We start from the raw sequence: 13428 nt of genomic DNA, 5'->3' as shown, positions 1-13428 counted from the left end.
CTATTCAGCGCAACCGGGGCAGCGCCCCGGCGAGAGTCAGTGCCAAGGGTTGGGGCTGGCAGCATTCGGGCCGTAGTGGCCGGGCCGTTGCAGACTTGGATCTGGAGATCGAACCGGGGGAGCGCGTCTTGTTGCTGGGTCCTTCCGGGGCAGGTAAGTCCACGTTCCTGCATGCCTTGGCCGGTGTGCTGGGTGATGATGAGGACGCCAACGAATCGGGCCAGCTGCTCATCGATGGCCGTCCCGTGGCAGAATCCCGTGGCCGTTCTGGGCTCATGCAACAGGATCCGGATGCACAGGTGGTGCTCTCGCGTATAGGTGATGACGTCGCGTTTGGGGCCGAAAACCTCTGTGTTCCACGTGAGGAAATCTGGCGCCGCGTGGGCGCCGCACTGGAGTCCGTGGGCCTTGAGCTGCCCCTGGATCATCCCAGTTCTTCCCTCTCCGGCGGACAGAAGCAACGCCTTGGCTTAGCCGGAATGCTAGCCATGCGTCCTGGCCTGCTGCTCCTGGATGAACCCACCGCCAACCTTGATCCGGCCGGAGTGGTGGAGGTCCGCGATGCCGTGCGCCGCAGCCTGGATGAATCCGGGGCCACGCTGGTGGTCGTGGAGCACCGGGTCTCGGTCTGGCTAGAAGTGGTGGATCGGATCGTGGTTCTGGCCCCGGCCGGTCTGGGCCAACCTGGCGGTGTCCTCTTCGATGGCCCGCCCGCGACCGTCCTTGCCCAAAGTAGGGAGCTACTGGCGGCGGCGGGTATCTGGGTTCCAGGGTACCTCCCGGCGGTCCGGCCGCGGAGCGCCTTAGGCCTGAAAACGTTCGACGCCGGAGCGCACCTGCTGCTCGAAGCGGAAGATCTCGCGGTCTCCCGCACCAAGGGACGCAAGCGTCGCCCGGTGGTACCGGCCGCCGTCGTCCCTTCTGTTGAGGTGCGCGCTGGTCACGCGCTGAGTGTGACCGGACCCAACGGTGCGGGCAAGTCGACGCTGGCGCTGACGCTGGCCGGATTATTGGCGCCTGCCGGCGGCCGTTTGTGTGCGCTGCCGGAGTTGGCTCGGGGGGCAGGGGCCCGGCCGTTGTCGTGGCGTGGGCGTGAGCTGATTAGCAGAATCGGCACGGTTTTTCAGGAGCCTGAGCATCAATTCGTGGCGCACAGTGTCCGAGATGAGTTGTTGTTTGCGCCGAAGATTTTGGGCCACGGTGGCGAGCTGGTCGAGGAGCTATTGGCGCGGTTGCGGCTAGAACATCTGGCGGATGCGAACCCGTTCACGCTGTCGGGCGGAGAAAAGCGCCGCTTGTCCGTGGCCACAGTGCTGGCAGCTAGCCCGCAGATCTTGGTTTTGGATGAGCCAACATTTGGTCAGGATGCCAATACGTGGGCGGAACTAGCGTCCATGCTGACTGAGCTGTTGGACGCCGGAACTGCCGTTGTTTCGGTGACGCATGACGCCGCCTTCACCGCGGTTCTGGGCGGAGAACGGCTGGTCCTGGGAGGCGCGGATGGATTTGCTGATGTGCCGAATCCGCGGGTGCGGCAAAAGGCTGCGAGGTTGCACCCATGAGCGTTGACATTGTGGCTGTGCCCCGGTCCACGGCATGGCTGGCACAGGCGAACCCGCTCGCTAAGTTGGGCGCCGGCATGGCCCTGACCATCGTGCTGCTGATTAGCGTGGATTGGGTCTCGGCCACCTCCGCCTTGATCCTGGAGTGCGCGTTGCTTCCCCTGGCCGGTTTGAGTCTGCGGATGCTGTTGATACGCGGCTGGCCCATCCTGATGGCAGCCGTGGTGGGTGGTTATGGGACAGCCCTCTTGGCCCCTAAGACGGGAGAACTACTGTTCTCTTTGGGGCCCGTAACGTTCACTTCCGGATCGTTGGAAGCGGGAGTGGCCATCGCACTCCGTGGTCTGGCTATTGCCCTGCCCGGAGTCATTGTCCTGGCCTCCACCGACCCCACCGATCTGGCCGACGCACTGGCACAAAAGCTACGTTTGCCACACCGTTTTGTCCTCGGCGCGCTTGCAGCCATGCGGCTCGTGGGTTTGCTGGTGACAGAGTGGCAAACCCTGGGCATGGCTCGCCGTGCCCGGGGCGTGGGCGGCGGGAAGGGTCTTTTCCGTGGGCTCAAGGCTCAGCTGGGCCAAGCTATGGCGTTGTTGGTGCAGGCGGTGCGGCGTGCCACGCGGCTCGCCACCACCATGGAAGCTAAAGGCTTCGGTGCGGGAGCGCGCACTTGGGCCCGGGAATCTACTTATTCGCAGCGAGACTTGTGGGTTGTTGTCGGCGGAGTTCTCATCGCGACAGTCTCCGTGAGCGCCGCCGTGGTACTAGGCACCTGGAATCCGGTGTTCGGCTAGAAGCTCAGGGCCGGGGGCGGACCTCCTCCGCCCCCGGCCCGGCCTGGCCCCGCTCCGGTCCCGAGCTTCCGGATCGCCCCCGGTCCCGAGCTTCCGGACGGCCCCCGGTCCCGAGCTTCCGGACCGGGACTATGCAGCTATGGCTGCGTTGCGGCGTGGGAACGACCCTAGCCGCACAAGCTGCACAGTCACGGGCGGGGTTGGCTCGATTTCATGGGTTGGCTGGATTTCATGGATTTCTTGGCGCGGGCGGGGAGCCCGGGGAACCGTAATAGGATCCCCGAACCATAGATATGTCCTCGTACGCAGAACTTCAGAAATGTGACACGCCTCATACTTGACACGCGTTAGGTTCCTCTGTCATGATTCCTAACACGCGTTAGGTAGTTGCGAGGAGGCAACATGAGTGATGTATCAAGACGGGCGATGCTGAGTTTGCTGGGCATTGGATCCGTGGGTGCTGTCGGGGCAAGCTGGCCCCGGCTGACCGGAGCGGACATCCCCGGACGGGGATCTGATTCGCTCAACGTTGCCATCCTTGGCAATGCTCAAGATGCGGCGAGCCGTGCCAACTTGGTGAAGGCATTCTCCGCAGCCCATCCCAACATCAAGGTGCGGATTCAGGCCATTCAGGGCGCAGACTGGGGCGATTTTTTCGCCAAGATCCTCACCATGGTCGCCGCCGGAACCTCACCCGATGTGGTGCTGGTGGCTACGGAGGGGGCACAGCTCTTTGCCGAACGATTGGCTGAACCGCTGGATGCGTTCGTAAAGCGGGACCAGTCGGAGGTGCAGGACTACTTCGACGATGTTCACCCTTCGCTGGTTGAGGCGTTCATGTACCAGGGCAGCTTGTTCCAGCTCCCGCTCGATTTCAACAGTGCCAACATGTATTTGAACACCGGCGCCTTTGAAAAGGCCGGACTAGCCCGGCCTGGTGACAACTGGACGCACCACGATTTCTACAATTCCCTCACTGCCATGAAGAAGACCGGCGGCAAACAGTTTGTCCCGTACTACTGGACCAACCGGCTCTTCGGTGGAGTGGTGCCGTGGCTGTACGTCAATGACACGAGCTTCCTGAAGGAAACTCGGAGCACGGGCGGCAACTGGTTCTGGGACAAGTTCTATGCCAACGATCCCACGCGCGGCATGCGCTCCGGCGGTTACCAATGGCTAGAACCCAACGCCGAGGATCCCCGAGTGGCTGAGAGCTTTGAGTTTCTGCGCACGCTCGTGGCCGAAGGCCTGGGCACCAGTCCGGCGCAGGGTGGCGGCAATGAGCTCGTAGCCCAGTTCGCCTCGGGCCTCATTGGCACCACTCCGGCTGGCGGCTACTGGGTGCAGGGTCTCCACGAAGCTGGCATGGCCGAAGATGCCTTTGACGTGCAGTTCTTCCCGAAATGGCGCACGCAACGGCACCAATTTGGCGCTGCTGGTTACGCCATCATGAAGACCTCCACCCGTAAGGATGAGGCGTGGGAATGGATCAAGTTCTGTGCTTCCAAGGAAGCCATGGAGTTGGCCATGCCGAACCCCAACACCACCCCTACGCGCCGCTCCATGGTCAATGAGGCGCTGTATTCAGGCAAGGGCCCGGCCCACTGGCAGGTCTTCTACGACACGCTCGATAAGTTCCCCAGTTCCGGACCCATCCCCGCCCCGCCGCAGCAGGCCGCGGTGGAAAGTGCCCTGATCAAAAATGTCCTTGGCGCCGTCACTGGCTCCGCAGCCGATGTTCGGCCCGCCCTGTCCACGCTGCAGCGTGACCTCGAGCTGGCTCTGAGGAGGGTCTGATGTCCACCACAGTGAAAATTTCCCCGTCAGAAACAGCGCCCGCCGGCCCCCGCGGCCCCGGCCGCCGTTCCTCGGCGCAGCGTGGCTCCGGCAAGGACAAAGGCGCCAAAGGCTTGGCAGCACTCTTCCTGGCACCCACCATTATCGGCATTGCCATCTTCACTTTGGTGCCCATTGTGGCGTCCTTGACGCTGGCATTCTTCCGTTGGGACATCATCAGCGCCCCGGAATTTGTGGGCGTCGATAACTTCGTTGCTATCGGAGCAGACCCCACCGTCAGAACGGCGTTTCTGAACACCATGGGCTTTGTGGTGGTGGCGGTCAGCCTGCAGTTGACGGTGTCCATTGGACTGGCCGTGCTGATCCAGTCGAGGATGCCTAACTGGTTGCGGACCTTCTTCCGCTCGGCATTCTTCTTCCCGCTGGTGCTGTCAGCCTCCAGCGTCTCCATCATCATGAGCTATTTGTTCAATCAGAACTTTGGTCTGGTCAACAAGGTCATCGGCCTGATTGGGATCCCGGCCGTGCCATGGCTGACCTCGCAGGCCGGGGCCATGATCGTCATCATCCTGGTATATGTGTGGCAGAACTTCGGCTTCACGTTCCTGCTCATCATTGGTGGCTTGAGTTCCATCCCCACTGAAATGTATGAAGCCTCCTCCATTGACGGGGCTACGGGTTGGAAGCAATTCAAAAACATCACGCTGCCGCTGCTGAGCCCCACCCTCCTGGTGGCCAGCGTCATGGCGATCATTTCCGCTCTGCAGATCTTTGACCAGCCGTACGTCATCACCCGTGGCGGGCCCGGCGATTCCACTCGCACCGCAGTCATGGTCATCTACGAGACAGCCTTCAAGCAGCTCGATTTCGGCCGCGCCTTTGCCATCGGCATTGTGCTGACGCTGCTGATCATGCTGGTGACGGCCATCCAATTCCGCCTCTCACGACGCTTCGTGCACTACAACTAGGAGCCGTGCCATGACCACCCTTTCCGTGAAAGAAAGCAGTTCCGCACCGGGCCGCACCCCAGCGCCCCGCAAAAAATTCCAAGTTTCCGGGCGCACCGCCGGCCGGGCCGCCATTCTCATTGCTGCAACCTTCCTGACGCTGGGCCCGGTTCTCTGGACCGTGCTGACCTCCATGCGCCCACCCACCGAATCGCTCGGTGCCGGCGGTTCCATCTTCTCTGGCGGCCTCGACTTTAGCTCTTACGCCGATGTGTTCACGCAAGTGAATATGTGGCTGTTGATTTGGAACTCGGCCCTCGTCACCGGCATCATCGCCGTGGGCCAAATGTTCACCGCAGCATTGGCCGGCTACGTGTTTGCCCGCATCGACTTCAAGGGCCGCGGCATACTGTTCAGCGTTGTCCTGGCCACCATGATGGTCCCCATGCAGGTCACGATTGTTCCGGTCTTTATGCTGATCCGCGGCATGGGCCTTTCGGACACCCTGATGGCCCTGATTCTGCCGGCCATTCCGACGGCGTTTGGCACCTTCTTGATGCGCCAGTTCTTCATCGGTTTGCCCGGTGAGCTTGCTGAAGCTGCAGCGATCGACGGCGCATCCCCCTTGCGCACCTTCCGTTCCGTTTACCTGCCGCTGGCCTGGCCCGGACTCGCCATCGTGGGCATCCTCGCCTTCAACTTCCACTGGAATGAATTCTTCCGGCCACTGATCATGACCATCAGCGAGGAAAACTTCACCATGCCACTGGGTCTGGTGTCGCTGCAAGGAAATATGGGCACCGGATCGGTCTCCACCGTGCTCGCCGGCGTGGTGCTTTCCATGATCCCGGCACTGGTGGTCTTCCTCTTTGGCCAGCGCTATTTGCGTGAAGGCCTGACCGCTGGCATCAACAAATGACCAAGCAACAGAGCCCCCAAAACCCCCAGAACCCCAAAAACCTCATCAACACCATCAAGGAGCACTAGCTGTGAGCACCACCGACCCCGCCTTCCTGGACCCCGCGTTTCCCGCACTGCACGGCCGCCCGGATCAGGGCTGGATCAATGACCCCAACGGCTGCATCAAGGTCGACGGCGTTCATCACCTGTTCTTCCAGTTCAACCCGGACGCGCCCACCCACGGCAACGTCCACTGGGGGCACGCCACCTCCACAGATTTGGTCCGCTGGACGCAGCAGCCCATCGCGCTGTATCCGCGTAAGGGTGCTGCGGACGCCGTCGGTGCCTGGTCCGGCGTGATTGCTTTGGACGGCGATGTGCCCACCGCGTACTACACCGGCATCGCTGAGACCGAGCATGATTCACAGGTCATGACGGCCACCTCGGACAGGGCCCTGACCGAGTGGAAGCAGGAGCAGCAGGGCATTTTGGGCATGCCGGACGAGCCAAATATTGGCGATGTCCGCGACCCCTTCCTGTTTACCTTTGAGGGCACCCAATACGCCATCCAGGGTGCCGGTTACAAGGATGGCACCCCCGTCATCCTGCTCTACCGCTGCCACACCATGACCAACTGGGAGTATCTGGGCCCGCTGGTGACTGGCGGCTCGGGAGTAGCCCAAGAGTGGGCTCCGGCGCAGATCTGGGAATGTCCGCAGCTATTTGTTGTCGACGGCCAGTGGGTGCTCATGCTCTCGCTCTGGAACCGCGAGGACCATAGTTTGGACCGCGTCACCTACCTGACGGGCGAGCTGAGCGAAGGCGGTTCGGGTCTAAAATTCCTGCCTACCGGCGGCGGCCTGATCGATGCTGGCCCCGATTTCTATGCACCCCAAGTGGTGGCCGGAACAGCCGAGGAACCGCGCACACTCATGTGGGGCTGGAGCTGGGAAAAATCAAGGAACGACGCCGATATCCTCGCCTCGGGATGGGCTGGTGTGCTCAGCTATGCGCGCGTACTTTCGTTCCGCGACGGAGCCTTGCGCTCGGAACCGGTGGCTGAAGTTGCCACGCTGCGTGCCGGGATTCTGCATGAGAGTACGGCGGGAGATTCTGAACAGTTCGCTGTGCCGGCCACCAGCCGCGCCTTTGAAATCCTCGCCGACGGAGCTGTGGAATTGGTTCTGGTGGATGGAGAAGCCCACGGTGCAGTTCAACGGGTTGTTGCGGCCGTAGATGGTGGACGCATCCTGGTTGATGGCTCACTGCTGGAAATCTTTACTGCGGACGGTCAGGCCACAACGGTAAGGGCCTACCCCACAGCGACCTCATACTTCCTGGTGCGGGGCGCAGCCACAGTTCATAAGCTGGCGCTCTAACCCCGGCTCGGCGGAGCCGCCACGGAACCGCGCATCACCACAGAACCCTGCACCAAGATCGGTGTAAAGGATCCTGCGGAGCTCTCTTTGGAGCGAGCTTCAGGGGTTCTGGTGGTGGCGCCGGCTGCTGTGGCGGCTTTTGCCGTGCCCGGGGAAGACGTGCCCGGGGAAGAGAGGTCCTCCAGCAGTAGTTTCACGGCCATTTCGCCCATTTCGCGGTGGGGCAAGGATACGGTGGTGAGCCCCGGTACTGCTGTCCTGGCGAGAGGTTCGTCGTCGTCATAGCCCACAATGCTCACGTCTTCAGGCACGCGTAGCCCCAACTTTCCACAGGCCAGAATGACGCCCATGGCCACCCGGTCGTTGGCGCACACCACGCCGGTGGGGCCCCTATCAGTGTGGCCAGAACCCGTAGAACCCGTAGAACCCGAGCCAGGGGAACCCGCGCGCCTGGCTGGGGACACGCCGTCGTCCGTGAAAAGACGCATGGCGGCGGTGTAACCGTCACTGATCTCCCAGCCGGCTTCCAGAGTGGGGATCGGGGCTAGGCCGGCGGCCTTGACGGCGGCGTTGACGCCCTCGGTGCGCAGCCCGGTGGCCACGAGTTCGTGCCCGCCGGACAGGTAAGCGATGTTGCTGTGGCCGGCGTCGAGGAGGAGTTGTGCAGCGGTGCGGCCGCCGAAAACCTCGTCGGGAATGATGGAACGCCGGGTTCCTGACGGGTCAAAGCTGTTAGCGAGTAGTGCCGGGACGTTGTTCATGGAGGGATGAGGCTGGTGTTCACGCAGACTTTCGGCGGCGAAAATGAGCGCGTCCACCTGACGGTTCAGCAGAGTGGTGAAGGCGATGTCTTCGCGAAGTTCATCACTTTGGGTTTCGATCACCAGGAGCAAGTAGCCGGCATTGAACGCGGCGTTGCTGGCGCCCTGCAGCAGCTTTCCCGCAAATGGACCACCGGCAATGGCGTCGGTGACCACACCAATGGTGTGTGTGCTCTGACTTTGCAACGATCGGGCCACCGCGTTGGGTGTGTAGTTCAGTTCTTTAGCGGCAGCCAAAATGCGGAGCTGCTTGTCCTTGGCAATATTGCCGTCGGCGCGGCCGTTGAGCACAAAGCTCACCGCGCTGCGGGAGACGCCAGCACGGTTGGCGACGTCCTGCGAGGTTGCCTTGCGAGCCATGTGGTGGCCTCCTAAATCGTGTGAGGTCAAGCCTATCGCGGGAATCTTGCGGCGTGGTTCGTGCCACGGTTCAGGGCGCGACGCCGGGGCGGGGTACCGTAGAGGCAGTGAGGCACGCTGGCGTAAGTGATCGATTGCCAGGGCAAAGCTGCGGCAACCTAAGGCGCGATCCAGTGCGATCCAGCGCCGAAGCCGCACTTATCGCATGTAACGGTTAAATTTGGTCCAAAAGGATAGGTTTTGCCAGATCGCTCACAAAAAACATGTGAAATATGCATCCCGTGATATAAATAATGTCATGACTCAAGTGGCTGCAGAAACCGTTGGCGTACTCGTGCGAGATGCGCGCACTGAAAAGGGCTGGACCCAGGGTGAATTGGCATCCCATTTGGGCACCAGCCAAAGCGCGGTGGCCCGCATGGAACAGGGCAAGCAGAATCTGAGCCTGAAGATGATCCAGCGCATGGAGACCCTGCTCGAAGCGAACCTCTTCAACTTTGGTGCACCCGCCAAGAGTGCCGTGACGCATCTGCGCGTCCATGGTGGCCACCAGCTTTCCGGCAGCGTCGAGGTCAACACCAGCAAGAATGCTGGCGTTGCCCTGCTCTGTGCCAGCTTGCTCAACCGCGGCACCACCACCTTGCGACGCCTGGCCCGCATCGAAGAAGTCAACCGCATTGTGGAGCTGCTGACCTCCATCGGTGTCGAGTGCACCTGGCTCCACGACAACGATCTGCTGATCCGCCGCCCCGCCGTGCTGGACCTTGCTGCCATGGACATTGCCGCAGCCAAGCGCACCCGTAGCGTCATCATGCTGCTGGGCCCGCTGCTGGACGAAGAAAACACCTACCGCATCCCCTACGCCGGTGGTTGCGATCTCGGCACCCGCACCGTGGAGCCGCACATGCAGGCGCTGCGCGAGTTCGGATTGGACGTCAATGCGCACGACGGTTTCTACCAGGTGCAGGCTCCGCTCTCCGACACCGAAGACCGCACCTTTGTGTTGACCGAACGTGGCGACACCGTCACCGAAAACGCCATCATGGCCGCCGCGCACCGCGAAGGCACCACCGTGATCCGCAACGCCAGCCCCAACTACATGGTGCAGGATCTTTGCTTCTACTTGCAGGGTTTGGGTGTCAGCGTTGACGGCGTTGGTTCCACCACGCTGACCATCAAGGGCAAGTCCCGCATCGACGTCGATATTGAGTACGCGCCGTCCGAGGACCCCATCGAGGCCATGAGCCTGATCACCGCCGGCATCGTGACCAAGTCCGAGGTCACCGTGACGCGCGTGCCCATCGAGTTCATGGAAATTGAACTCAAGGTGCTCGAGCAGATGGGCTTCCGCTACCTGAAGTCCCCCGAGTACATGGCCCGCAACGGCAAGACCCGCCTCGTGGACATCACCACCTTGCCCTCTGAGCTGAAGGCCGCGCAGGACAAGATCCATGCCATGCCGTTCCCCGGCCTGAACATTGATAACCTGCCGTTCTTCGCCGTGATCGCCTCCTGCGCCGAAGGCACCACCATGATTCACGACTGGGTCTACGAAGGCCGCGCCATCTACCTGACGGAACTGAACCGCCTCGGCGCCGGCGTCCGCCTGCTGGATCCGCACCGCATCGACATCAAGGGCCCGGTCGCCTGGCGCGCCGCCGAAATTGGCTGCCCGCCCGCACTGCGCCCGGCAGCCTGCATTCTGTTGGCCATGCTTGCCGCCAAGGGAACCAGCGAGTTGCGCAATATTTACGTGATCGAGCGCGGCTACGAGGATCTGGCCGAGCGCCTGAACACCATCGGCGCCGAGATCGAATACTTCCAGGACTAAAGCCTGCAAAAGTGCGACGGCGGGAGGTTCCCTTTGTGTCAAGGGGAACCTCCCGCCGTCGGCCTTAGAACAGGAACTGCCGGTTATGAGACTTAGCTAAGGACGCTCAGTGGCGCACCTTGGCGCGCCTCTTGCGCCCATTGAGCAGTACCAGCAAGACGCCCACGGCGCCCAAGCCCAAAGCAATTGCCAGGGGCACCATACTGCCAAAGCCTGTGTTGGCCAGGTCGGCGTTTGTGTCGGTGGCTGAGTCGGTGCCGGTGCCCGTCTCGGTAGCGGACGTGCTCGGGGCCGGAACATTCGATGCCGGATTGCTCGGCTCAGCGGTAACTGTTGCCGAGGGAGACGGTGCGGCAACGTCGGTCAACGTTGCCGTCCACTGAACCTGGGCGTCCGTGGTGAAGCGGTACCAGGGCTGCGGCACGGCGACCACGGTGGCATCGCCTCGAACAGCGGCCGTGCCGTGGGTAGCGGTCAGCAATTTCCCGTTCACATACCAATCAATACCCGCCGTTGGCGTAACTCGCACACTGTCTTGAGCCGTTCCCGGCAGGTCCTGGAACTGAGGGGCAGCCGGGGTGATTTCCGTTGTCAGGAGCGGGACATTTTTGAAATCCATGTCGCTGGCCAAGTAGTAAGAGGTGTAACTGGGCTGATTGTAGGTGGTGTTCTGGCGAGCAACTTCGGCCCGGTACTGCACATCCTGCATGGGCGTGGGTAGCTTATGCGTGGTGACTTCGGTGCTCGTGTAAATGCGCAGCGCCGAAGAGTCCTCGGTACGCAGCAGCAATTCCTCGCGCCAGTCACCAAACACATCAGCAATGAGCGAGGCGTTGCCCTTGGTGCCGTTGTTGCTCAGCGTTCCGGTAGCGGTCAGGACCGTACCATCCGTCCAATCGTCAATGGTGGGAGTGCCCGTTCCGCTGCCGTTGAGCAGCTGCGTGGTCATGTCGGCCGCCCAGTGAATTGACTGGTTGGTGCCGGGAGTTTCGGCCGAGAGGATCGCGCCAGCGGAACTCAGCAGGCCGCTGGCGTCAGTGCCACCGGGCATACTGGACCATACTTCAAGCCCGGGAACGTCGCTGCGAACATCACCAATCATGCCGCGGCCGGTGTCCTTGCCGGAGTAGGCGCCCAACAGGACCTCACCGGTTTTGGCGTCACGCAAAGCGGATCCGTAGGGTGCGCCGGCACCGCCCTCATGAACCGTGAAAATCTCCAGACCCGGGCGGCTGGGATCAATGTCAGCCACATGCATGGCATCGCCATGACCCAAGCGAGCCGATTCGCCCGGGGCAGCGCTGCCTTCCGGAAGTACATCCTTGGAGGAGTACAGGATGCTGCCGTCGTCATCGATGGTGGCGGAGCCATAAACAATTTCCTGCTTGCCGTCACCGTCAACATCTGCGGCGCTGAGTGAGTGGAAGCCCTGTGTTGTGAGTGTCCCGTACACCGGATCAGATCCATCAACGCCGTGAGGTGAATCGTTGAAAGGGTTGCTCATGGGGGCGTGCCCGCTGTCGATCAACCAGCGCTGTTTCAGATTTGTGCCGTCCCAGTCATAGGTGGCCATGGTGGTGCGGGTGTAGTAACCGCGCGCAAAAACGGCCGAGGGGTGGGTTCCGTCAAGGTACGCAACACCTGCCAGAAAGCGGTCAACGCGGTTCCCCGGCTCAATGCGGGACATGGCGTAATCGCCCCAGAGCAGGCCGTCATCGCCGCGGCCCGGCTCGTAGTTGATGGTCTGCAATTCCTTGCCCGAGGCACTGTCAAAGACGGTCAAGTATTCTGGACCGTCAACAATAAAGCCCTCAAAGTTGCGTAGGACATTACGGCCGCTGCGGGAGGGTGCGTACCCATCAATGAAGTAGTCGGCGAGCTCTTCGGCGCTGCTCTGCGACAGGGGGTAGCTGTGCGTTACGGGGATGCCAAAGGCTTCTTCCAGCGTTGCAGGCCAGTTACCGGCAACAACTTCCGGGTGCTTGGTCCAGTCCTGGAACATTTTCACCACGTGGGTGTAGTAATCTTCGGTGCTCAAACGGTAGTCGTCGCTGGTGGAGTAGCCGGCGTCAATATCGGCTTGCGGCAAGGTGACGAAGGCTTCGCTTGTGGCTTTTCCCGTGGCGTCGTAGCTCGTGGACTTTGTGCCGGGAGCGGTCTTGAGGATGGTCTCGGAACGGCCATCGCCGTCGAAGTCGTAGACCATGAACTGTGTATAGTGCGCGCCGGCCCGGATATTGACCCCAAGATCAATACGGTTCAGAAGTGTTCCGTCAATTCTGTAGGTATCCAAAAACACCGGACCTGTGTAGCCAATCTGGGAGACGTCCTTTGAGTTGGACGGGTCCCATTTGACGATGTATTCGTACACGCCGTCACCGTCAACATCGCCTACGGAAACGTCATTAGCTGAGTAGCTGTACGCCTCGCCGACAGGAGTGACGCCGTCGGCCGGGCGCTGCAGCGGCAAGTCGTAATAGCCCTCGGCCCACGCGTTTACAGAGGTGCTGGCAGCCATCTCAATCCCGTTGACCACGGGCGCTACGGTGTAGCTGGCTTTCGACGCACCGCTGGGATCCGAGAAGTTTGTGCTGTCGGTGACGGTGGCGATCTTGGTGCCATCCCGGTACACAACAAAGTCAGGACCCAAGACACCCGTGTCCGATGCGCCCGAGGTTTCTGAAGCCAAGAGACGCCAGCTGAGGAATACGCCGTGGTCCGTGGAAACCGCAACGAGACCCCGGTCAAGGGCTTCGAGCTGTACGGCGCTCACGGGGGTGGTTGCTACAGCGTCGCCAGGTGCGGCCACAGCGGCTGAAGCTGTTCCGGCAATAAGGCAGGTTACGACCGCGGCGCTGGCAAAAGCACTGCCATAAATGCTGCGCGGCCTCTTTTTGAGATTCGTCATTGATTCCCTTGCTGTTGTTGAAACGGTGGAGGAAGTGTTGTGAAACTGTGCTGCGTCCACCTCAGCTACCGTGGGTGAAGCGAGGCGGTCGGTGAGCGTCAAGACTGTGAAGGAGCTGGCGTACGGCTG

The 13428-nt window shown here is 61.6% G+C and carries 9 protein-coding genes; 7 read left to right on the top strand and 2 right to left on the bottom strand.

Going from position 1 to position 13428, the window contains the following annotated elements; translation table 11 throughout:
- Nucleotides 1-2 precede the first annotated feature (2 nt).
- The 6 genes from AB0O97_RS02215 (at nt 3) to AB0O97_RS02190 (ending at nt 7379) form a co-directional block, all read left to right on the top strand.
- Nucleotides 3-1562, top strand: coding sequence for an ATP-binding cassette domain-containing protein (locus AB0O97_RS02215; protein ID WP_363879658.1), 1560 nt, complete (start codon nt 3-5; stop codon nt 1560-1562).
- Nucleotides 1559-2356, top strand: a complete 798-nt coding sequence (locus AB0O97_RS02210; protein ID WP_363879424.1) for an energy-coupling factor transporter transmembrane component T — start codon at nt 1559-1561, stop codon at nt 2354-2356. The genes AB0O97_RS02215 and AB0O97_RS02210 overlap by 4 nt, the downstream gene beginning before the upstream one ends.
- A 402-nt stretch (nt 2357-2758) precedes the next feature.
- On the top strand, nt 2759-4153 hold the full coding sequence (locus AB0O97_RS02205; protein ID WP_363879421.1) for an extracellular solute-binding protein: 1395 nt from the start codon (nt 2759-2761) through the stop codon (nt 4151-4153).
- Entirely contained in the window at nt 4153-5121 is a 969-nt protein-coding gene (locus tag AB0O97_RS02200) for a sugar ABC transporter permease (RefSeq protein ID WP_363879418.1), read from the top strand. The genes AB0O97_RS02205 and AB0O97_RS02200 overlap by 1 nt, the downstream gene beginning before the upstream one ends.
- A gap of 10 nt (nt 5122-5131) precedes the next feature.
- On the top strand, nt 5132-6019 hold the full coding sequence (locus AB0O97_RS02195; RefSeq protein WP_363843603.1) for a carbohydrate ABC transporter permease: 888 nt from the start codon (nt 5132-5134) through the stop codon (nt 6017-6019).
- A gap of 70 nt (nt 6020-6089) precedes the next feature.
- Entirely contained in the window at nt 6090-7379 is a 1290-nt protein-coding gene (locus tag AB0O97_RS02190; RefSeq protein ID WP_363879416.1) for a glycoside hydrolase family 32 protein, read from the top strand.
- Here the strand turns inward: AB0O97_RS02190 and AB0O97_RS02185 are convergent.
- Nucleotides 7376-8560, bottom strand: coding sequence for a LacI family DNA-binding transcriptional regulator (locus AB0O97_RS02185; RefSeq protein WP_363879413.1), 1185 nt, complete (start codon nt 8558-8560; stop codon nt 7376-7378). The genes AB0O97_RS02190 and AB0O97_RS02185 overlap by 4 nt on opposite strands.
- A gap of 298 nt (nt 8561-8858) precedes the next feature.
- Between AB0O97_RS02185 and AB0O97_RS02180 the strand changes: the two genes are divergently transcribed.
- Entirely contained in the window at nt 8859-10391 is a 1533-nt protein-coding gene (locus AB0O97_RS02180; RefSeq protein ID WP_363879410.1) for a UDP-N-acetylglucosamine 1-carboxyvinyltransferase, read from the top strand.
- Between the two features lie 106 nt (nt 10392-10497).
- Here AB0O97_RS02180 and AB0O97_RS02175 read toward each other — a convergent pair whose 3' ends face one another.
- On the bottom strand, nt 10498-13299 hold the full coding sequence (locus AB0O97_RS02175) for a rhamnogalacturonan lyase (protein WP_363879407.1): 2802 nt from the start codon (nt 13297-13299) through the stop codon (nt 10498-10500).
- Nucleotides 13300-13428 lie beyond the last annotated feature (129 nt).

The organism is Specibacter sp. NPDC078692 (genome assembly GCF_040686835.1).
In the GTDB taxonomy this organism is placed as follows: Bacteria; Actinomycetota; Actinomycetes; order Actinomycetales; family Micrococcaceae; genus Specibacter.
Note: the sequence above shows the minus strand (reverse complement) of the source record. Positions and strands in the feature narration are given on the sequence as shown.

Excerpts from the sequence above, each read along its gene's own strand:
- AB0O97_RS02210 (WP_363879424.1), top strand. The coding sequence starts at position 1,559 with ATGAGCGTTGACATTGTGGCTGTGCCCCGGTCCACGGCATGGCTGGCA.
- AB0O97_RS02205 (WP_363879421.1), top strand. The coding sequence starts at position 2,759 with ATGAGTGATGTATCAAGACGGGCGATGCTGAGTTTGCTGGGCATTGGA.
- AB0O97_RS02200 (WP_363879418.1), top strand. The coding sequence starts at position 4,153 with ATGTCCACCACAGTGAAAATTTCCCCGTCAGAAACAGCGCCCGCCGGC.
- AB0O97_RS02195 (WP_363843603.1), top strand. The coding sequence starts at position 5,132 with ATGACCACCCTTTCCGTGAAAGAAAGCAGTTCCGCACCGGGCCGCACC.
- AB0O97_RS02185 (WP_363879413.1), bottom strand. The coding sequence starts at position 8,560 with ATGGCTCGCAAGGCAACCTCGCAGGACGTCGCCAACCGTGCTGGCGTC.
- AB0O97_RS02180 (WP_363879410.1), top strand. The coding sequence starts at position 8,859 with ATGACTCAAGTGGCTGCAGAAACCGTTGGCGTACTCGTGCGAGATGCG.
- AB0O97_RS02175 (WP_363879407.1), bottom strand. The coding sequence starts at position 13,299 with ATGACGAATCTCAAAAAGAGGCCGCGCAGCATTTATGGCAGTGCTTTT.